The organism is Lentilactobacillus kisonensis DSM 19906 = JCM 15041 (assembly GCF_001434135.1).
GTDB lineage: Bacteria > Bacillota > Bacilli > Lactobacillales > Lactobacillaceae > Lentilactobacillus > Lentilactobacillus kisonensis.
Genome location: NZ_AZEB01000035.1, coordinates 1 through 22,260 on the forward strand (window position 1 = coordinate 1; position 22,260 = coordinate 22,260).

General features: G+C 42.2%; 15 protein-coding genes. 14 read left to right on the top strand and 1 reads right to left on the bottom strand.

Annotated features, from left to right (window positions below):
- Window positions 1-176: 176 nt before the first annotated feature.
- On the bottom strand, window positions 177-884 hold the full coding sequence (locus tag FC98_RS12165; protein WP_054655929.1) for a hypothetical protein: 708 nt from the start codon (window positions 882-884) through the stop codon (window positions 177-179).
- 319 nt (window positions 885-1,203) lie between these two features.
- On the opposite strand from FC98_RS12165, the gene FC98_RS12170 reads away from it, so the two are divergent.
- From FC98_RS12170 to FC98_RS12235, 14 genes are all read left to right on the top strand, one after another.
- On the top strand, window positions 1,204-2,133 hold the full coding sequence (locus FC98_RS12170) for a C39 family peptidase (protein ID WP_235803631.1): 930 nt from the start codon (window positions 1,204-1,206) through the stop codon (window positions 2,131-2,133).
- 219 nt (window positions 2,134-2,352) lie between these two features.
- Complete coding sequence (locus tag FC98_RS12175) at window positions 2,353-3,348, top strand: DUF5776 domain-containing protein (protein WP_420805297.1); 996 nt, start codon at window positions 2,353-2,355, stop codon at window positions 3,346-3,348.
- 396 nt (window positions 3,349-3,744) lie between these two features.
- A complete protein-coding gene (locus FC98_RS12180) occupies window positions 3,745-4,104 on the top strand; it encodes a hypothetical protein (protein ID WP_056949642.1) in 360 nt (119 codons plus the stop codon).
- A gap of 421 nt (window positions 4,105-4,525) precedes the next feature.
- Window positions 4,526-7,336 carry a DUF5776 domain-containing protein gene (locus tag FC98_RS15205; RefSeq protein WP_156637303.1) on the top strand — a complete coding sequence of 937 codons (2,811 nt, stop codon included), beginning with the start codon at window positions 4,526-4,528 and terminating at the stop codon, window positions 7,334-7,336.
- 156 nt (window positions 7,337-7,492) lie between these two features.
- A complete protein-coding gene (locus tag FC98_RS14745; protein ID WP_235803632.1) occupies window positions 7,493-9,937 on the top strand; it encodes a DUF5776 domain-containing protein in 2,445 nt (814 codons plus the stop codon).
- Window positions 9,938-10,162: 225 nt separating this feature from the next.
- A complete protein-coding gene (locus tag FC98_RS12195) occupies window positions 10,163-10,732 on the top strand; it encodes a hypothetical protein (RefSeq protein ID WP_056949645.1) in 570 nt (189 codons plus the stop codon).
- A 1-nt stretch (window position 10,733) separates the two neighbouring features.
- Window positions 10,734-11,000 (top strand): DUF1679 domain-containing protein, encoded by a 267-nt coding sequence (locus FC98_RS12200; protein WP_054655914.1) that lies wholly within the window; start codon window positions 10,734-10,736, stop codon window positions 10,998-11,000.
- 301 nt (window positions 11,001-11,301) lie between these two features.
- The gene (locus FC98_RS12205; RefSeq protein ID WP_056949646.1) at window positions 11,302-12,297 is read left to right on the top strand and encodes an ADP-ribosylglycohydrolase family protein; all 996 of its coding nucleotides are present in this window, start codon (window positions 11,302-11,304) and stop codon (window positions 12,295-12,297) included.
- 20 nt (window positions 12,298-12,317) lie between these two features.
- On the top strand, window positions 12,318-13,676 hold the full coding sequence (locus tag FC98_RS12210; protein ID WP_056949647.1) for a purine-cytosine permease family protein: 1,359 nt from the start codon (window positions 12,318-12,320) through the stop codon (window positions 13,674-13,676).
- Entirely contained in the window at window positions 13,677-14,567 is an 891-nt protein-coding gene (locus tag FC98_RS12215) for a PfkB family carbohydrate kinase (protein WP_054655912.1), read from the top strand.
- 180 nt (window positions 14,568-14,747) lie between these two features.
- On the top strand, window positions 14,748-17,234 hold the full coding sequence (locus FC98_RS15210) for a DUF5776 domain-containing protein (RefSeq protein ID WP_056949648.1): 2,487 nt from the start codon (window positions 14,748-14,750) through the stop codon (window positions 17,232-17,234).
- Between the two features lie 281 nt (window positions 17,235-17,515).
- Window positions 17,516-19,180, top strand: a complete 1,665-nt coding sequence (locus tag FC98_RS12225) for a lectin-like domain-containing protein (RefSeq protein ID WP_056949649.1) — start codon at window positions 17,516-17,518, stop codon at window positions 19,178-19,180.
- An 11-nt stretch (window positions 19,181-19,191) separates the two neighbouring features.
- On the top strand, window positions 19,192-19,836 hold the full coding sequence (locus tag FC98_RS12230; RefSeq protein WP_054655900.1) for a DUF5776 domain-containing protein: 645 nt from the start codon (window positions 19,192-19,194) through the stop codon (window positions 19,834-19,836).
- 221 nt (window positions 19,837-20,057) lie between these two features.
- Window positions 20,058-22,253, top strand: coding sequence for a mucin-binding protein (locus FC98_RS12235; protein ID WP_056949650.1), 2,196 nt, complete (start codon window positions 20,058-20,060; stop codon window positions 22,251-22,253).
- The last annotated feature ends 7 nt before the right edge of the window (window positions 22,254-22,260 follow it).

Consider the following 22,260-nt stretch of genomic DNA (forward strand, 5'->3'; position numbering starts at 1 on the left):
TTGATGCAACAGTCTTGGCACCTTTCAAGGTGCCAATGGCCGCGACCAGCGGCCGATTGGAATCGGCAAAATTGGTTTCATAGCTTGTGCATTGCCAAGCTGTGGCGGTGAGAGCTTGCTGGGGTGGATCGTCATTAGCCTCAATCTATACATAGTCGGGTCACCCGATCAAGATCTTACTCAGTATAATCGAATTCGGCATAGCTGAAGGCGAGCTGCATTCTTGCCCGGGTGAGAAATTTGTCTAATGCCAACGGATCCTCTCTGAAAGAACTGTACTTATAACGTTGGTAGGGGTCCTGAAAAGCTGTACTAAAAGCCATCGCCCGCTGTTCTAACACGGATTCATGAACGCGTTGGAGAATGTGGGCTTTCTTTTTGCGTTCAAATAGGAAATTTTGAGTCGTTGGGATAATAACAGGAACACTAGGCTCACCCTCGAACCAAACTTTGATCTGGTGTAGGTTGGTGTGATCCTGCATGCCCTCAATTTTGGGAGTCGCAATCCAATTTTGCCTACCATCTGCGGTTGTTTTTAGCGGTGAAAAGCTGAGGCCACCGTAAACATAGGGAATATATTCCTTGATGCCTTTGTACAAGGCAATTTGCCTCATTTCCCATTGTGACATAGTTTCGAATTGTTGGACCATTTTCCGCAGTAGTTGTTTAGGTGTTTGGGGAACGGCAATTAGTCCCTGGTTTGCATCAAGAATGGCGGCCTTGAAGCGGGCATTCTTTAACGCAATTATCATATAGATGCTTGGGTAGGTTGGGTGGTACGAAGTAAGGTGGTGCTTGATGTGATTTAAACATAACTTTGATAGGTCGAGTGAATGAAGATGGGCTTTCTTGCCCATGGACGTTAAACTTTCGGTAAAATCCAAGAAATAATCCCCCTAATAATGGTTGTGATTAGCGATATTGTCATGTCCTTCCCCAGGGATAGGCTGACATAAGCAGTTACTGATGTATCAGATAATCGTAATATTACAAAAATCTATCTTACAGACAATGGAAAACCCCGTCAACTGTTTTACACCAATTATAGATTGCAAAATCGGCATAAGTCTATGAAGAATTTGCTATAAGCTTAAGCAATTTCGAGTAAACCTGGTTTGTGGTACTGCTTTTAGAATTCCCCTAGTCAACAACTATCGGCTCATAGTATAATGACACGTGGCTTATCGTGAGGGGAGAAAATAAATGCACAATTTAAGAGGTTGGCGACTACTGATTTTAATTGGTGTCGTGCTGGGGATGTTGGGTAGTGGCATGCCTGCACAAGCGGATGCAAATTCTGGGACGGATCCGAATGCGACTCAAAATGGTGGCGCAACCACGGGTTCGGGCACTGATTCTAATCAGCAAACGGCCACGGATACCAAACCGGTTTATCGGCAGGTTACTAGTCGGCAAACGGTCAATTATGATCTCAAAATTAACTCAAGTTCTTACCATAGTTATGGGATTTATAAATCCGGTCCTTGGAAAACGGGAGCGGATAATATGACCCCAATTGCGCAATCACGGTCTTATGCAGCTAAGCGGGTGCATATTACGAAGCAAGCGAAGGTGCAAACTGAAACTTGGTTGAAATTTACCTATAAGCATTTTAGCGGTTGGATTAACCAAAACGCAGTCGATCAATCGGCTCGCTGGTTGAACGTACCGCTAATCGCCCAACGCCCGGAACTACCGACTGGCTGTGAAATTGTGGCGACAACGATGATGCTTAACTTTGCCGGTTCCAAAGTGACCAAGATGCAGTTAGCCAAGCAGACGCCGCGCAGCCACAATCCGAACAAGGGATTTGTGGGAAGCCCATATAGTCCGACCGGGTGGTATATTTATCCCAAGGGATTGTTAGGAGTGGTTAAGCGCCACGTTGGCAGTGCCAAAAATATGACGGGTGCTAAGCCCAATGCAATTAAGACCAAGATTAACGCTGGCCGTCCAGTGGTTGTCTGGGTGTATAACGTTGATGGTTTTGTGAATCACGCCATCACGATAGCGGGGTATTCGCGGACAAGGTTTTATTACAACGACCCTTGGACGAATAAGAAAACCAGTATGACAATTAAGAAGATGCAGTGGCATTGGGCGCGGGATGGTTATAGAGCTTTAAGCTATTAGTGAGCGGATCAAAGCGGTTAGGGATCGAAGTGTAAGTCTCCGCTACTGGAAATCCCTGGTTCTGGGATTTTTANTACAGCTGTCCTAATAAGTGAGCGGAGCAAAGCTTCTGCTGTTAAGAGTTAGTGTCCAAAGTTCTATGAAGAGGGGAAGGGTTATATAATGAAGAAACACAAATTTAAGGTTGCGAGGTTAATGATGGTGGCGGCGCTTTTAGCCATGATTGGTCTCAATGCCGGCTTATCAGCCCAAGCAAGTTCTAGCTATTATACGGTTAATCCCGGTATTATTAAGACGAAAAAACGGGTTGTTTATTATAAAGACGCTGACAAGCGGGTGAAGGACAAGACGGTTGCCGCTAACCATTATGCAAAAATTACTAAGGTAGTAACGGCAACTGGTAAAGCACCGGTTTTAAAAACGAATACAGGTCGTTACGTAACTGCCAGCAAGGCTTTTGTGACTAAAACGGCGGGCTACCAGAACCCCAAGCGGTATTATCAGGTTCAATATCACCAAATCAAGCCGCATGGGCAGGTTGGTTATACCGTTAAACGGGGCTTTGAGGGCATTAAAACTTGGTACATTATGCGCAAAATGGGTACGTTTGGTGGGTACGACAAGTATAACCAAGCAACTTACAATGCCGTTAAGAACTTTCAACGCCGCCATCATCTTAAGGTGACCGGTAACGTCAACGAGCAGACTTGGCTTAAGATGGGCTTTTCCAAGACAGCTTGGACAGCAATTGATAGTTACGTTGCCCCACTTGGTGCGCAGGCATGGGAAGGGCGTTCCGCTCACATCGAAGCCATGATTCACCAGGCTTACCGTTATCTGGGTAATCCATATTTAGTAGGCTCATCGTCAAGCCCCAAGTATGGGACTGATTGTTCGGGCTTAGTGATCCAAGGGCTGTATGCTGGTGGGATCAATCCACTTCCAGTGAGTGCCATTCACCATGCCTATCCAGGAAACGAGTGGAACTCCCGTAACTTGTGGGCATCAAAGAAGTTCAAACACGTTGCTTACTCACAACGGCAACGTGGTGATCTGGTGTTCTATTACCAACCAGGCACGCATACTATTTGGCACGTCGCCATCTACCTAGGCCGTAACCGAGTTATCGAAAGCTGGCCACCACGCATTATGGTTCAACCGATTAAGAATGGCCAGCGGTCGAATGTGGCGGGGATTGCAAGGGTATTTCATTAGATTGAATTTCATTAAAGTTCATGTCTATCTGTATAAAGATGATGACATGAATTTTTTATTAACTATTTTTAAAGGAGAAAAATTGATGGACCATCTTAGCTAGTCTTTTATTGAATAAAAAATTTTGCTTCTCTTTTTCAGAACTCAACAAAATTAATTGTCAATAAAATATAGGGTGAAAATTGGATTGATTTACTAGCAATATTCGAAAGTGTCGGACACATTGCTGGTTATGGTTTAAAAGATTCCAATCTAATTTACGTATTTATAAAGTAGCCGGCACCGACCGGTAAAAACCCGAAATAGCCATGAGTTGAATCCAGAGGGGAGTTTAAGATATGATAACAGCAAGAAATAGAAATGAATGGCGATCCCGTTTATTGGAAGTGAAGCGAAATGGAGAATAGCGCCGGGGTTAATGATTTTTCAAAAAAGGGTATGGATAACACGTTACGCAAAAACGGAGGTGGTGGACCAATGGACCCCAGTCAATTTGCGACAAAGCAGGAGCTCAAGGATGTAGAAACCAATCTTACACATCGAATGGATTTGATGGAAGCTAACTTAGACGCGAGATTTGAAGAGGTTAATACCAAATTTGAGAAGGTTAATACGAGGTTTGAAGGTGTTAATACACAATTTGAGAGTGTTAACACAAAGATTGAAAAGAGTAAAAACAGCTTAATTATTTGGTATATTGGTACCAATATCGTTTTGGTTGGTGTGATATTAGCGGCAATTCGGTTTATGATTTGAAGACGGTGTTTAACTAGAGCTACAAGAATCCTTGCAGCTCTTTTTGGTGACGGGCAAGTTTGGGTTTAAATTTTGAAATGTCATATCCGTAGCCCAATATTTAAAATTGACGCCTTTTTATCATAATGCTTTTGCTATTTTGTAGTGCTACTGAAGTAAAAATAGGACAGAAGAACCCACCGAATTTTGCGGGTTCTTCTGTCTTTGTTTTGCGATCATTCTTTTGGGTAATCAATGTCGTTGTTATCATTACACATATGTTATTGAATGCTTTAAATACAAATTATATCTATTAACCTTGTCTAACCTTGTCTTACGCCGCACTAGCGAAGATTTTTCCAAGTCAAAAGTTCCCATTTGCCATTATTAAAATGTTAAAGTAACGATAGATGGGGAAACAAAATACTTGAGAGGGGTGTTTATGATGAGTAAACATAGTATTGGAGATTCACATGTGGGTCACGATCATTTGATCAGACACAGAGTGGCTCTAATCATCGTGTCGATTATTGCGTTATTGGGACTTTTTATGATGGTAGCGCCGGTTAATAGTCGTGCGGACGATGATACCGTGCCGGCAAAAAATGAATTTAACATTAGTAAAACGAGGGTGCTACAGTACACCTATCAGCATCGTCCTCTGACTCAGGTTCAAGGGCAACATGCCTGGCGGGGTGCTGAGTATGCCGCGAAAATTCCGGCTGATGCTAAAGGGGTTGACCCTCAAACCAACGCTTATTACATTGATGAGTGGATGCCTGATCAAGTTTTTCAGTATTTCTTATATCTGGGTAACTTTAGCAGTCAGTACACAAGCTTGAATGATTTCCGCGCTAAATTTACTAAGAATGATATGAAAGCGGTTACTGAGATCGATAGTAATGACACTAAACAAAATGGCGGTACCGACAGTAATCCATCGCCAACTACTTATTACAGTACCTTGATGGCAATGGAAACGTTAGAGGGTCTTCAGTATGCAACTAACTTGACTACTATTAACTTGACCCCCGACACTGATGTGAGTCAAGTTGCTTTTGGCAATCCGTTTCAAAATGGAAACCTTTGGGATATTGGCGCATTGGCTAATTTGAACGGTTTAACCACCGTTTCGATTCAAATGTTTTCGATTGATGATATCTCTGCTTTGGCTAATAAGCCCAATCTTACGAGTGTTTCCTTAGCCTACAATCAAATTGCAGATTTGTCACCATTAGCAACTAACAAAAACAATCCTGGATTAAATTTGTCACACGGATTTGCTTTTCAGCATATCTTACTCGCACCAATTACGCTTAAAACGGGTACGAATGCTTATACGACCCCATCATTTATTATTAAAGATTTACAAGCTCACAATTTACCTGTCAAGCCATATAATTCTGATACAGAAAAAACACAATATCCATCACTTTTCCCAAGTACGACTGACAGTAAGAATGTGGATCCAACGACTTTAAACTGGACTAATTTTTTGCCGGATCCAACAAATTATTATGGAGCATTATCTAGCCATTGGGCCGACACCAATCCTAATTCAGATTTTGAGGGTTGGATCCTGGTACCATACCAATTCAAAGATAATATTGGTAACGTGAACGTTAATTACCAAATGCTTCAAGCAGACGGCAACCAATTGACATTAGCGCCAACGACTGTACTTTCTGGAACGGTTGGGGCTAGCTACAATCTTGGCACTGATCCGAATACTCAGTACACTTTGGGAAAACTAATCGGAACTTTGGGATATAAATCATTTATTATTCTGGATGGTTCTGGTAAATACCTCGATTATTTAGCTGGCAACGGGGACGCTAATTATGTTGGTCCGTCAGGAACGTATACCGATAATCCGCAAAACCGGACGATCATTTTTACTGAGGGAACTTCAACAATTAATGTGAAATATGGCTATGCCGATCCCAATGACGCAACTAAGTTTGTGGCATTTAACGAGGATGGCACCAATACGCCAATTTCCGTTGATAAAGAGGGACCAATTGGCTCAGCATTGAATTTGAATGATGTCAAAAAGGATTTTCCACACTATCAATTAACCGGTCTTGGAACGATTGATAATGGAAAATTAACTAAGCTGGCTAATAATGCGGTGTTATTTGGCAACGACGATAAGCAAATTGTCTTTCTTTATCAGAAGGTTGCCGGTAACGTAATCAACGTTAACTATGTCGACACGGATGGTAAGGCAATTCCCAACGCTGTTGATATGACCATTTCGGGTTATCCAGAAGACAAAGTAGCGGCTAATGATATTACGAACGTCACGAAGACAATTAATGGTTACACGTTTGATTATTATCAAGATGCGAAGGGGAACCGGATTGGTAACTTAGCCGCGGAAACTTATGGTGCCCTCGATGGTAAACTAACGTTAGTTTATAAAAAGAATGGCAATACGCCGACACCACCAAATCCACCGACACCAACACCGGTACCAAATCCGACACCATCACCTAGTCCAGCACCAACACCAGGTACTGGCACGACATCGACAACTACGACTTCTAAACAACCAAGTACCATTGCGAAGAAGGGCGAAGCAGTATATGCTTTAAAGAAAATTTACTTGTACACCGATAAAACCTTTAAGAAGACCCAGCGAATTGCCAGTTATGCTAAGAAGCCCCGGATCAACCGGCCAATGTTTGTGGTTACCGATTATGCACACTCGAAAAACGGTCGATTACGTTATGTTGTCAAAGACGTTAATCATCATAGTAAGACTGCTGGTAAAAAGGGCCTGATTACTGCTAATTGGGATTACGTCCGCCCAGTGTATTATCGAAGCTCGCATCAGACATTGACGGTCATTAATCCAAATGGCGTCAACGAATATCGAAATAAGAATCTGACTGGAAAAGTTAAGAACTATAAGCAGGGAACTAAGCTAAAGGTTAAGGGGTTCGTTAACCACAACTTAACAACACGTTACCTGCTAAGTAATGGTCACTACATTACTGGTAACCGGAAACTGGTTATCTATGGTAATGCCAAGCAGCCAAAACAAATTAAAGTGAAAAAGACGATTTACCGTTACAATAACGCAAACTTTGGTAAGCGACTTGCAAAGGTTAAGAAAGGAACGGTTCTCAAAGTCAAGAAGTGGGACTATTCTCATCAATATGCAATGACCGCATTTGGCGCAAAACGGTATCAAGTTGCTGGCGGTTATGTAACGGCCAATAGTCACTATGTCAAGATTGTCAAATAATTAATCAAGATAAGCGGTAGGAATAATGGTCCTGCCGTTTTTTTGTGGTCGCGAAAACGCATCAGTAATCGTTGAGCGTTAAATTATGAACAAGATAATTAATCTATTATAATATAAGGAGACAAATGAAGGCACTCACAGTCAGAAGGAGTGGTTATGATGAAAAAACCTGATGAATTTAAACAAAATCGTTATTTAGTTACTAAGATTAGAATAATACTCATTGCTTTTTTTGCCTTGATCACCATGACGGCTCTTACTGGCAATCATCCCGTTAATGCGGCTGATAGTAACGCCAGTAACGTTGTGAAGCGTTCTGAGACCTTTAACATTCCTAAGCGGCCGGACTTACAATTTACTTACGTGCACCGGCCGTTTAATGAACTGTCCGGGGCTAAGCTTTGGAAGGGGTCAGAATATGCAGCTAGCATTCCGGCAAACAAGACCGGTCAAATTGATTATTGGATGCCAGATTATGGCTTACAATTGTTTATTTATTATGGAAACTTTGCTAAAAAATATAAAGACATTTCTGAATTCAGAGAAAAACTCACCAAGGATGATATGAAGTCAATTAAAGTTATCAAGAATACTAATGACTTGCAGATTAGCCAGGGTGTGCCAACATTGTATTATAAGGCGATGATGAGTCTGCATACTTTGGAAGGGCTTCAGTACGCGACTAATTTAGAAACCATTGTGATCAATCCTGACTCAAAACTGACTGGGATGGCATACGGAGAGAACTTAAAAGATCTTCATGGGAACCTGTGGGACATTAGTGCTTTGGAAAACCTGGACAAACTACAAATCGTCAGAATGCCGATGCTATCAATTAATGACGTTTCTGCGTTGGCCAACAAGCCTAAATTAAAAGAGCTGAGTTTGATATTCAATCAAATTGCTGATTTATCACCATTGGAAACTAATCGGGGAAATCCTGGCTTGAACTTACAACATGGGTTCAGTTACCAACACATTCTACTAACGCCGGTTACACTGAATCCTGATATCCAGCAATACACGACGCCTTCGTTTATCATTAAGGATTTAGCGGCTGACAATTTGCCGATTAAGCCATTTGATCCGGTGACCGACAAGAATGCTTACCCATCGTTATATCCAAGTACCGCTGATAGCATGAATATTGACACCACCACCCTGACCTGGAAGCAATTTTTACCAGATCAAAAAGACTATTATGGATCATTGTCCAGTCACTGGAAGGATCCGAATTCTGATTTTGAGGGCTGGATTATGGTGCCATACCAGCTGAAGAAAGACGTTGGTAATGTTGCTGTTGACTACAAACTACTTCAAGCTGACGGTAAGCTGGTCACCATCGCGCCAACCACGGTCCTGTCTGGCACGATCGGCGCCCCTTATAATATCAATACTGATGCAAATACCAAGCATGCATTTGATCTTGCCAATAATCGGGGTTACGAGGAATCCGTTATTCTCGGCGGCACTGGCGATTACAGCGATTACCTAGCTGGAAATGGGAAGGCCACTGTTGTAAATCCCGATGGGAAATATACCGCAGCGGGTGAAAAACGAACGATTATTTTCCGCCCCAAGGCTATCAAGATTTCAGTGAGCTATGTCGATGCAGGTGGTAAATTAATTGCTGATGTTGCCGGTAACGAAATCAGTGGCCGACCAGCTGGCAAACTCACTGCCGCTGATTTAGATCACTTGAAGAAGACAATTGAAGGTTATACCTTTACCAGCTTCCAAGATGCGGCCGGCCATAATATTGATGATCCCACAAAGTTAACGTATGGTGACTTGAAAACGGGTCTGAAGTTAGTCTACACGAAGATTAAGTCATCAGCACCAACTGGGAGTGTCACGTCGGGAACTGATGCAAAACCAAACGATTCATCAGCCACGACGAATACCGGTTCAATGTCCCAAAAGGGTGAAGTTGTCTATGCCCTTAAGAAAGTCTTTTTATATAAGAATGCTACTTTTAAGAAGACTGAACGGATCGTTAGCTACACCAATAAGCCACGCATTAATCGCCCAATGTTTGTCGTAACCGGGAATACGAGGTCAGCTAATGGCACGAATCGATACAAGGTTCGTGACGTTAACCATCACAGTAAAACCGCTGGGATGACTGGCTACATCACGGCTAACTGGCAGTACGTCCGCCCGGTATACTACCGCAGCCTGCATAAAACGGTAACGGTGATCAATCCGAATGGCGTGAATGAGTACCAGCGCAAGAATTTAACGGGTAAGGTGAAGAACGTCAAACAGGGAACGCAACTGAAGGTGAAGAAATTTGTTACCCACAACCTCACGACCCGTTATCAATTAACCAACGGAAACTTCATTACCGCAAACCGAAAACTGATTGTCGCTGGCAAATCGCCGCAGCCAAAGCAAATCAAGACAAAGAAGACGATTTATCGCTACAACAACGCAAACTTTAGCAAACGACTGAGTAACGTTAAGAAGGGAACGGTTCTGAAGGTTAAGAAGTGGGAGTATTCAAACCAATATTCACGGACTAATTCTGGTGCTAAACGGTATCAAGTGGTTGGTGGGTATGTGACTGGAAACCGCTCTTTCGTTGCGATAATTAAATAGATTTGACTCATATAACGGACTTGCACGACCACATAGAACTAGTTGCGGTCGTGCGAGTTCGTTATATATTTGCCATTAAGCTTGAGTGTTCTAAGATCTCTCATGTAATTGACTAGATGATATTAATCTAGAAGTATTTAGCTGAATATTCGTCATCCTTTTTACGTATTTAATATATAGATGGGCAAAACATCTTATAAAATATTGATATTGGAGGAGACGGATGTGCATCGAGTAGTTCTTTACCACGCAACAACGCAGTTTAGTTGGGGAAAAATAACTAGCGACGGGATGAAGATTCCAAGGACGGATTGGACTCGATTCTACCTGGGAACCAACAGAAAAAAGCCGGGAAGTTTGGGGTATGGCGCATATGGATTCCTAAATGATATGGATTTAGCGAGGCAATTTTTACCAGCCACCACTTCTGGTAAAGACTATGTTATTATTAAAATAACCATTAACATTAATCCGGAACGTTGCTTAAATCTAGTTGACGATTTAGCTGATATGAAGCTGCTTCGAGATTTTTTGTTAGAAAAATGGGTAAAAGAGTCTGTCACTATTTTAAAACGATTTTATCGTAATACCTTTAAACAACATTCACTTGACGGTGCCTTGCTTGAATTTTTTATCAGGTCAATGGTTAAAGAGGGGCAATTTGAGCAGGTGGATTGTATCTGTTGTGCAACAACGACAAGTCTATATCCTTATCTCGATACATTTCTTCCCAATGGGATTGAACATTGTATCCGTAATCAGGAGATTATCAAAGGGATCGTAAGGAGTGATTAAATTGGTCAAACAGCTTAAAAGTCCAGAAGAAGTTAAGGCTACTATTCATAAAATTGCCAATGAACTCACGGTTGAAGAATTAATTAAAATTATGCAACTCCCTTCACTAGATGATGAACAGAAAAAAGAATTAGCCCAGATAGAGAAAGAACAGCGTGAAGTTCATAATCGCGAAGAAAAGGCGTATGAAGCTGAATTGGCGCGCCGCTTTGAAAAAGTTAAACGTAATGAAGATATTCATCCGCATAAGTTATTAGATGATGACTAGCTAGGTAGCCATTCGGTTTTGGATATGCCATACGTTTTTTGAGGTTGACCTTCTTAGTAGGATCGTGTTACTTAATTCATAGGAATCATTACGAGTTCTCATATTGAAATATAGACTAAGCCCCAGCAGCTATCGTCAAATGACAGTCTGCTGGGGCTTAATCTATGTCTAACGAACTTTTTGAAATCCGATGCAAAAAAGTCAGGTAAGTTGCAGACATTTGCCCGTAAATATTGTAGAATACCGATATAAGTACGATATACTTTTATTCGTTACTGAATTTCAGAAAGAAGCGATTTACATGCGTAGTAGGGATAAAATTCTCGGTGTCTTATATGGACAGGCGATCGGCGATGCGATGGGGATGCCATCCGAACTTTCGCCGGTTGAGAAGATTCGCCAACAGTTTCACGGCAAGATTACGACTTTTTTGGATGGCCCCACGAACAATGACATTGCCCAAAACTTTACCAAGGGGCAGTATACCGACGACACCAATCAGGCATTGGCAATATTGGATGCGCTGATTGAAACTCACTGGCAGCCTGATGAGCAAATTTTGGTTAAACACATCATGGCGTGGGCAGATGCCGTCGGTGCTTGGGAGCACAATATTCTCGGTCCCAGCAGTAAGGCTGCGTTGTCGGCGATTAAAGCTGGTCAAGATCCCCGGCCAGTGACTGATCAGGCACTAACTAACGGCGCGGGGATGCGAATTGCACCGATTGGGACGTTATTTGAACCCGCGGATGTGAAACGGTTGGTACAACTAGTTTTCGACGTTACCCGAATTACCCACTCGAGTGACGTGGCCATTAGTGGTGCGGCGATGATTGCGGGCGCGGTTTCCGCAGCGATGGTTTATCAGGATTGGGACGATATCATCGATTTTGCGTTAACTGCTAATGATGAGGGGGTTAAACTTGGTGCCTCAACTTGGGCGGCTAAGACCCACGATCGGCTATTGTTAGGAATTTATATCGCACAAAAGTATGAAGGAGATGACGATCAATTTAGTCAGCGAATTTATGACGTGATTGGAACTGGCACGATGATTTCTGAAAGTATTCCCGCCGCCGTTTCAATTGCCTATTACTGTCGGGATGTTCAAAAGTGTGCGTTAATGTGTGCCAATTTAGGCGGGGATACGGACACGATTGGGGCGATGGCAACCGCAATCTGTGGCGCCAAAGCTGGGGTCGGATCCATTCCGACAGACTGGGTTCAGCTGATTGATACCCAAAATCCACAGCACGATCTGAAGGCATACGCCGATCAGATTTTACAGTTTAAGTAACGAGTTAATGAGGTGAAATTATGGATGATCACATTATTAAGATTCCGGAATCACAAAAAACGTTAACTGCTGGCAAATTATTCTATAACTGGTTTGCGGCTAATATTGGCATCATGGGGTTCGTCTTTGGTGCCATGATTGTTAGCTATCATTTATCATTTGTTCAAGCAATTATCGCGTCGTTAGTTGGCGCCTTGTCGTTTACCATTCCCGGGTGGGTAGCCATGATTGGTCAAAAAGAGGGCGTCACCACGTTCAAATTAAGTCGGGCGGCTTACGGGACTCATGGCAATAAGATCCCCAATGCAATCGCTTGGCTGAACATGGTCGGTTGGCTCGCCGTCAATGTCATTACGGGAACGTTATTGCTGGTTTCGTTATTTAGCGTGATTCACGTAGCTAAATCCACGGTCACCACCGCGATTGCCCTGGCTATCTTTGGTGGCTTGGTTGTGCTCTCTGGGTTGCTTAAGGAAGCCACCCTTGCTAAAATTCAAACCTGGTTAAGCTGGATCTTCGGCGTTCTAACCGTATTGATTCTGGTACTTTTTCTGGTCAAAGCGAAGTGGCGTGAGGCCTTTAGCCTACCGACAGGAAGTTGGATTACTGGGGTGCTACCAGCGGTTAGTATCGTAGCGGCCGGATCCGGAATCTCTTGGTCGATGGCTGCTGCCGACTGGGGCGCCTATGTCACGACGAAGACCAAGCCGGCGGCAACTTTTTGGAACACAACCATGGGTGGCGCGGTGCCGCTATTCGTTCTGATGGCCGGTGGCGTTTTATTAAGCACGATTGAACCTTCATTGGCAACCACTGGTGATCCGTTTGGAGTTATGTATTCAGCACTGCCGACATGGATTGGGCCAATTTACTTTTTGGTGGCCGCCGGCGGTTTAATTCCTCAATGTATCATTTCGTTTCGGTCAGCCCGAATTAATTTGGCGACAATTGGGATCAACGTTACACAACGGACATCGTTAATCATTCATGGCCTGATTGTGTTGGCAATCCCGATTTACGTGTTGTTTATCTCTGGCAATTTCTTGAGTAATTTTGAACTCTTTTTAAACTTCCTGGGAATCTGTTTGGCAAGTTGGGTCGCGATTTTTCTTTGTGACAGCGTGATGTTTCGCTCAGCGGGCTATGATGTCAGCTTATTGGAAACTGATTCGAAGACACATTATAACTGGCGGGGGATTATTTCCTGGATATTAGCGACGACGACCGGGTTCTTATTCACCAACAACGCAATCTGGAATGGACCGTTTGCTCACGGAATCTTCAGAAATAATAGCTTGGGTGTATTTGTCTCGGCAGTGATTGCGATTGTCTGCATGTTGCTGTGGAAAGTTGTGGTACCGGCGAAGAAGGTGGCGTAAATGAAACGAACCTTAATTATTGGCGCGGCGTTCGTCGACGTTCTCATGGATGTGCCGAAGTTGCCGACCACCGGCGAGGACGTGAGTGGTAAGCTGCGGGGAAATATCGTTGGTGGTTCGGCATTTAACGTCTATGGCGCGGTTAAATACGCCCAGCAGTCGGCCGATCTATTCGTTCCTGTTGGCGAGGGGCAGTATGCTGATGTGGTTAGAGCAAAGATGGCCCGATGCAAAATTCCAGTGATGTTGAGCGTGAGTGGTGCCGATAATGGCTGGGACATTTCGTTTGTCGAGCCTAGTGGTGAACGCAGCTTCTTGACCGTTAATGGGATCGAACAGCTCTGGCAAAGTGATTGGTTTGAGACGATCGACATTGGCGACTATGATTACTTCTATGTGAGCGGCTATGAAATGGAAGACGAGCGGGCAGCAGACGTGATCTTATCTGCCCTTGCCAAACGGAAACTGGAAACCGAAGTGGTTTTCGATGCTTCACCGCGGATTCAGTATATTTCGAGGAAAACTATTGAGCGGCTGTTGTCTGAAGGCGTGATGATTCATTGTAATCAATCAGAAATTGATCAGCTTGTGGCTGGTAGTGGGAAGCTCAGTGAAAAATGTGCCCAGCTTTACGACAAAACGCGGGCGCCGGTTATCGTGACGCTGGGCGACCAGGGGGCTTATGTCTTTGCTGGTCCAGATGAAGGGAAGGTGCCGCCAACTCAGCGTAAAGTCGTTAACACGCTTGGTGCGGGAGATACCTTCTGCGGTGGTTTGATCGGTGGTCTGGCTGCGGGATTAACCATCAGTGATGCTGTTGGTAAGGGCAATGAATTGGCGTCACTGGTTGTTGGTCAAGAAAGCGGCACATTGCTAGACAGATTATCATAATTTGAATTAAACAGCTGGTAAGAAGACAATTTGTGGATTGCCTTCTTTTTTATTGAGATCAAATAAATAGTTAAACGTTAATGAAAGCGCTATCACGATAATGTGCTAAACTGTAATTATAAAGTACAGGGGGGATCTATACCTGTTAGGCATAATTTTCATACTGAGGGGGATTATATTATGGATGTTATTTATGATCAAAAGGAGAGTAAGATACGCTGGCTTTTCAGGATATTATTAATTGGAATTGCAACGGTTTTTGTCGCATTATCATTCAATTTCATTGGGTCAGTGCAACAAAACGCTCTGGCTGCAGATTCTAACACATATACTGATGCCAATGGTAATTGGATGGGTGGCACATCGGCGCAGCATGATGCTTGGTTGAAAACGATCAATCCAAGTTGGCAGAGTGAAGATTATGCGAATAAAATTCCGGCTGACGCAAAGGGGCAGGACCCCGATACTAAGAACCAGTACATTGATGAGTGGATGCCTGATAAGAATTTGCAACAACTTGTTGTTTATGATCTGAAATTATCTTCGCCTAATGATATTACAAAAGAATTGCTTAACAACAATCTAACAAAATTTGACCCCAGTGCTGACGAACAAAATGATAACCAAAAATATTTTAATCAAGTATCTGATATGCAGTCATTAGAAGGAATCCAGTATGCATCTAACATTACATTTATTCGAGCAACGCCTGATCAAAGCGCTGCATTTAATACATGGGAAGTATATCCGCATGGCGATTTATCTGATATTAGCGCACTGAGGACACTGGATAAGTTAAATATGCTCGATATCCAATTAGATGATGTTTATGATCTAAGCTCTCTTGTAGGCAAGAAGCTTGACTCGGGTGTAGATAAGTCCACGGCAATGAGCGAGAATCATATTGTTAATGCATCATATTTGGGATCATCAAAGGATACATTGAGGAATAGCTTTACATTTATTCACCAATTATATGAGTTGCCGATGGTTACCTTAAACTCTAAAGTAACTAGTTTTACAACACCATCTTTTGTTATCAAGAATGTTGATGGCGATAATGTGCCGGTTAAACCATACTATGCTGCCGGTGATAGCAACCCTAACTATAATAATTTTGCTGCTGAGTACAAGAGCACAGCGGATGGTGGGTTGTATAGTGATCCTGCCAAGCAACAGATAACTTGGACTAATTTAAACAAGAATAATACCGTTAATGGTGGCTATATGACGGTTATTTGGAAGGATAGCTTATTTGACAATCCAAGTCATCCATATCAAGGATACGTGGTTCAACCATATCAACTTTCAGATAGTGTTGGAAATGTAAACGTCGACTTTAAGAATGGCGATAATAACCAATATATATATGGGCAGCGAACGTTGTCAGGAAATCTTGGTGATAAATGGAATTTAGCATTAAGTGATAATAATTCATTTAATTTGGCTGATACGACATCTTCTCAAAATCAAACAATTCAAAACATTATTGACCAGCTAAAGGAGCAATACAGTTTCAATTCGATTATTGTTAGCACGCCAGTTAGTGGTGAGTTCGCTGATACAACACCAATCCCAACCGTTACTTACACTTTTAGTACCAAGTCACAACCAGTTAATGCAAGCCCAGTCACCGTCAAATACATGGATGAAGGCAACAATCAAATTGCCAACGATCAAATCATCAAGGGCACCGTTGACGCTTCGTATGATGCTTCTATTTCACCATACAAGGTTGATACGATTACCAAGGATAATCAGACTTATCAACTGGACACAACTAAGCTTCCAACCAATGTCAAGGGGAAGTTCGGGATTCAGCCAATCATTGTTACTTACTATTACAATAAGAAACAAACGCCAACACCACCGAATCCGCCAACACCGGTTAACCCAATTAATCCGGTTAATCCAGTGACCCCAACGCCAGTTACACCAAGTGGGACAGTGACGACTACTACTGAACAGCCAAGTGCCATTGCTAAGAAGGGCGAAGCAGTTTATTCCTTGAAGAAGATTTACTTGTATAAGAACAAGACCTTCAAGAAGGCTGAGCGGACTGCTAGTTACGCTAAGAAGCCAAGAATTAACCGGCCAATGTTTGTGGTGACGGATTACGCGCATTCCAAGAACGGCCGATTGCGTTACGTGGTGCGGGATGTTAACCATCACAGTAAAACAGCTGGTAAAAAGGGCTTAATTACCGCAAGCTGGGATTACGTTCGTCCGGTTTACTACAGAAGTTCGCATAAGACTTTGACCGTTATCAGTACCCGTGGTGTTAACGAGTATAAAAATAAGAATCTGACTGGTAAAATTAAGAACTTCAAACAAGGGACGCAACTCAAGGTTAAGCAGTTTGTTAACCATAACTTGACGACCAGGTATCTTTTAAGTAATGGGCACTACGTAACTGGAAATCGTAAACTAGTGATTTCCGGCAAGCACACCCAAGTTAAGAAGATTAAGGTTAAGAAAACGATTTATCGTTACAATAATGCCAACTTCAGTAAACGTACTAAGCAGATTAAGAAAGGTACCATCTTAAAAGTTAAAAAGTGGACGTATTCACACGAGTATGCACTGAATACATTTGGTGCTAAGCGTTATCAGATTGCAGGTGGGGATGGGACTGCTAATAATAAGTTTGTGAAGGCCGTTAAATAGATCAAGTATGAGCATAGTTGTGAGCACTCCAGAAGTGGGGTGCTTTTCTTCTTTTCTGTCTGGGTCTGTTATTCTGAGTGGCTTTTGAAGTGTAGGATATAAAATTATACCCGCATTTTTACTAAATTTTTTTATTACATTTAATATACCTAATGATATAATTAAATTGAAATACTTACACCGCTTACCCTATATAGGGGATTAGTGTAGTCGTAGTTTGTGTGACATATTTCTATTACGCACTGATAGGTTACTAGAAGAGTTATTGGAGGGGATTATAAATGTTGAATCATCGTTTTGGTTGGCTGAGTACTCAGCCAACCAAGGTTCATTTTGGCAGAGGGACCTTGATTAAGAAAATTACGGTATCGTTAAGTATGAGTGTAGCATTACTAGTTTCACCAACGGTATTGAATACACTGACCGGAAATCCATCATTTGCATGGAATCAATCGGTTGCTTTTGCAGCAGCTGATGATGGTACATTAATAAATGTCACGAAAGATAATTTTAATGACTATTTTAGTGAACCATCAGGAAATAATAACACGGCTAAGTATAATCCAGATACTGGTATTATCAATATGGTTCAAGATGATTCGCCTGCTTTTACTGCTCAAGCGGGGATGTCATTACTAAATGGTGTGATTGATATGTCTAAGAATTTTTCGATGCAAGGGGATATTGAAATTACCCCTGGAAATGGCGGATCGACATATAGTGATGGGGTGCTATTTGCTTTTCGTCCTGGAGACCCAACCCAAATTGGAAATCCTGGTTCAGGAATGGGTGTTGGCGGTATCCCCAATGCATTTGGTGTTACTTTAGATACCGCATACTGGCCATATGATGAGGCTGGGAGAAGTGAAAAGGATCCTGGCACGCCTGGTAATCCTTATGTTTCCTTCTTCCAGAATATTAAGCGATCAGATTTAACTGGTCACAATTCAACGGATATCTTACTAACATCTGATTGGGTTAAACATTTACTTTCAGATAATAATAGCCCACAAGGATTGAGCAATGGTGACTTTGGAAAGGGCAAATGGCTTCATTTTAATATTACAGTCAAGAACAAAGTCATGACTTATACATTTACAACGGATCAAGCTGATGGTGCTAAAACGTATACTGCCACCCATGATTTTTCTGGTCAAATTCCAGATAGCAATCCTAATATGAGTTTGGCGATTTCTTCTGGGGCTCAGTCCTCTCAAGCTAATGTCAACGTTAAAATAGATTCATTAACATTTTCTGCTCAAGGGGTTGTGAATGTTGAATATCTTGATGAAGATACTAACGATAAAATTGCTGATACGCAGACTTTAAATGGTTCGTTAAAGGACACAGCAACTATTGATCCTAGTGAAATTCAAACTTTGAAAGACAAAGGTTATCGCTTGGATAAAGTAGAGGCACCAGCTGGATATGACTATAATCATGCAACGTTGCCTTTTGGTGGTGCAGACAGTACGTCAACCATTCCATATACGGATGTTTTGCAAACAGTTAAATACTACTTCAAAAAAGACGCTGCGAAACAGATCAACGTTAATGTGATCCATGAAGATGCTGATGATAATAACAAGGTGATCGGAAAAACAGATCAGATAAATGGTCAATTTGGTGAAACCAAAGCAATTCCAAGCCAATCAATTTCAGGATACACACCAGATAATGCTAATCCAACTTCATTCAAGCTTGGTACGCTTGATAAGGATGGGTCAACTCAAGACACCATTATCCTGTACTACCACAAAGCTTCATCAGTAACAGGTGGCGGGTCATCCAGTACCACTACCCAACCAGCGGGTCATCCAGTACCACTACCCAACCAGCTACTCCAACTAATAATCAGTGGGCACCAACTACCAGCCAATCACCTGCAACACCAACAACAAACGATGGGGTGGTTGCCAAGAAGGGCGAAGCTGTTTATTCTCTGAAGAAAATCTATATGTACAAAAACAATACTTTCAAGAAGGCAGATCGCATCGCCAGTTATGCCAAGAAGCCGCGAATCAACCGACCGATGTTTGTGGTAACTGATTATGCCCGTTCTCAGAAAGGACGTCTGCGCTATGTCGTTAGGGATGTCAATCATCACAGTAAGACTTATGGCAAACGTGGAGTGATCACCGCTAACTGGAACTATGTCCGGCCGGTATATTACCGGAGTATGCATAAGACATTGACGGTCATTAATCCTAAAGGCGTTAATGAATATAAGAATCAGAATTTGACTGGCAAAGTCAAGAATTATAAGCAGGGTATCCAACTTAAGGTAAAGGGCTTTGTTAACCACAACTTAACGACTCGCTATCTCCTGAGTAACGGTCATTATGTCACCGGTAATCGCAAGCTGGTCATTTCTGGCAGTTACAAGCAACCTAAGCAACTGAAGATTAAAAAGTCCCAGTATCGCTACAACAATGCTAATTTTAATAAGCGAACAAAGCTGATCAAAAAGGGAACCATTGTAACTGTTAAAAAGTGGGGCTATTCGCATCCGTATTCGACAACTAGTTTTGGTACTAAACGGTATCAGATTGTTGGCGGGTTTGTAACAGCAAATCCACACTTCGTAACAGTGATGAAGTGATTTCAAGAATGAATGTGTTGGTTTGGACACTAAAGCGATATTATGTCGTTACTACAAATTAGTAATGATATAATTGTATTGAAATGATAGCGAATACAATTACGGTATGTTAATTTCGTCGTGAACTGTACCTATCATGAAATTTGTCACTAATCATTTTAGAGGGGGAGACCACAAGGACGTTTAACGTATGGAAAAATCACATTTTGGGGGGATTAATTGTGAAAACAAGTGAAAATTATAAGTGTAATATTCAAAAATTAGTCGTGTGGTTAGCGATGATGACAGTCGCTATTTTGGCAGGCTTCGTAGGGGTGTATCAAGGCTCAGCAACAACTCGGGCTGATACAGCAGACAATAACCTAGCTCATATGACGTGGGGATTATTGCCTGCTGGCGAAGGTAAAACGCCAGTGTCTTTGCCGAACTATTCATATCTTCAAGGATTTACAGTAAGTTCTCAAGATTGGAACCCTAGCGCACAAAATGCGCCATTTAGTGCAGATAAAGCAACACTGGCTAATCCTTACATTGTTGGATCTAGTAATCCTCATACCGTTAGTCTTCAAACAAAGGATGGAAATTATGTGCCTTCGGATGCTAAAGTTGGCGATACGATCCAAGATGGAAGCCCGGATACCAGATCATTTAAAGTGACGGGCTTTAAGCTAGGTGCCAATCCATGGAAGATGGGGGCAGTGGATCCTAGTAAAAATTACGACTTCAACAAATTAGCCATTGAATGTGACTATTTTAATTTTAAGGTTCAAGAAGTCAAGCGGGATGGAACCCCAGTTGCTACGACTGGATTAAGAGTCGCATATAATGATGCAAACCAAACGCCAACTATATTGGGCTTTGATAAGATGACGGATTCAAATGATTTAGCCGAGGTCACGATTACACCTAAGGGAACTGCAGGTCAAGGTTCAATGTTTACTGGATCGCAAACGTTGTATTTTGCCTTAAAGGCTGCAACACCGATTTCTGGAAAAGAAGTGCCGTTTAATACGACCTTTAATTATTCATATGAGTCGGGAGGCTATTATGACAATTTGAAAAATCTGAATCCGGGACCCAACTGGTTCCCCAAGGGATTTGGACCATCCGATGATGATGACGTTAAAAATGGGACGGTTGATAAGCCTATTCAGGTAGCATTACCAACTAACGATACAATTTTTAAATATGGGATAGCTTCTTATGATGCTGGCGTTTCCGCAACCACAAGTTTTCCGATTACTGTTGACAGCAAATATGGTCTGAGCGTTGTAAGTGATAATGACGGAAATGACTATGCAGTTAGCGGATTTGATAAGTTACAATCTGGAACCACTGTTCCGTTTAAAATAATTTACGCAAACGGTGATTACAGTTTAGTCTATATTACGTTCACTAAGGCCAACACGACTAATTCAATGACTGTGAACTACGTCGACAATGATGATAGTAACAAAGTTGTTGCAACCGACACAGTTTTGGGAAATGACGGTACCACGGGAACATACGATGTTAACACAGCGAAGAAAATTCCAGTAAATTATGAATTAGCTGATGGTCAGTCAAGCTCTGTTGATTATACCGTTGCGGCAGGTAAGACTCTGACAGTTAATTTGAAACACCAGACAGAGCCTGCAGAAGCTACCACTCACGCAATTGTTAACTACGAAGGTGCTGGTAGCTTGACACCTGTTACACATTCAATTGATGTTAACTGGACAGGAACGAAGGATAAGGTAACCGGTAATACGTCAAATTGGTCAACCACTAATTTACCAGTTACAATTCCAACGCCAAGTGTCACGGGCTATACAGCTGATCATAGTGCAGTAACATTTGATAAAGTTAGTGGTCAGACAACTGCACCTACTGATAAGTCAGTTACGGTTCATTACACTGCTAATTCGACACCTTCAAATAATGGTGGTGGGACGTTAGTCGTTACACCAACTGTTTCGACATCGTCAACTACCAACAGTACTGTTACCTCCACAACTACCAAAAATCCAGCTACACCAACCGTAATCGTTCCAAACTACGCCGCCAAACAAGGCGCCGCAGTCTACGCAACCAAGGGCGTTTATATGTACAAGAACGCTAATTTCAAGAAGAACCAGCGCATTGCTAAATATCCAAAGGCTAAACGAGTTAACCGCCCAATGTTTGTCGTCTTAGACTATAAGCGTTCCGCTAATGGCACCCTCCGTTATAAAGTTCGCGACGTCAATCATGGTACTAAGACCGCTGGCAAGATTGGTTACATCACCGCCAGCCGCAAATACGTCGTTCGGGTTTACTATTCAACCATGCCAAAGAATAAGAAGCTCACGGTGATTGCCAAGAAGGGCGTTAATGCTTATAAGAACGTTAACTTGAGTAAGAAGTCTAAGAAACTGTCCAAGATCTATGATTTTTGATATACTT

What these genes read in the sequence shown, in the direction of transcription:
- FC98_RS12170 (WP_235803631.1), top strand. Translation starts at nt 1,204, where the DNA reads ATGCACAATTTAAGAGGTTGGCGACTACTGATTTTAATTGGTGTCGTG.
- FC98_RS12175 (WP_420805297.1), top strand. Translation starts at nt 2,353, where the DNA reads ATGATTGGTCTCAATGCCGGCTTATCAGCCCAAGCAAGTTCTAGCTAT.
- FC98_RS12180 (WP_056949642.1), top strand. Translation starts at nt 3,745, where the DNA reads ATGGAGAATAGCGCCGGGGTTAATGATTTTTCAAAAAAGGGTATGGAT.
- FC98_RS15205 (WP_156637303.1), top strand. Translation starts at nt 4,526, where the DNA reads ATGATGAGTAAACATAGTATTGGAGATTCACATGTGGGTCACGATCAT.
- FC98_RS14745 (WP_235803632.1), top strand. Translation starts at nt 7,493, where the DNA reads ATGATGAAAAAACCTGATGAATTTAAACAAAATCGTTATTTAGTTACT.
- FC98_RS12205 (WP_056949646.1), top strand. Translation starts at nt 11,302, where the DNA reads ATGCGTAGTAGGGATAAAATTCTCGGTGTCTTATATGGACAGGCGATC.
- FC98_RS12210 (WP_056949647.1), top strand. Translation starts at nt 12,318, where the DNA reads ATGGATGATCACATTATTAAGATTCCGGAATCACAAAAAACGTTAACT.
- FC98_RS12215 (WP_054655912.1), top strand. Translation starts at nt 13,677, where the DNA reads ATGAAACGAACCTTAATTATTGGCGCGGCGTTCGTCGACGTTCTCATG.
- FC98_RS15210 (WP_056949648.1), top strand. Translation starts at nt 14,748, where the DNA reads ATGGATGTTATTTATGATCAAAAGGAGAGTAAGATACGCTGGCTTTTC.
- FC98_RS12225 (WP_056949649.1), top strand. Translation starts at nt 17,516, where the DNA reads ATGTTGAATCATCGTTTTGGTTGGCTGAGTACTCAGCCAACCAAGGTT.
- FC98_RS12230 (WP_054655900.1), top strand. Translation starts at nt 19,192, where the DNA reads ATGTACAAAAACAATACTTTCAAGAAGGCAGATCGCATCGCCAGTTAT.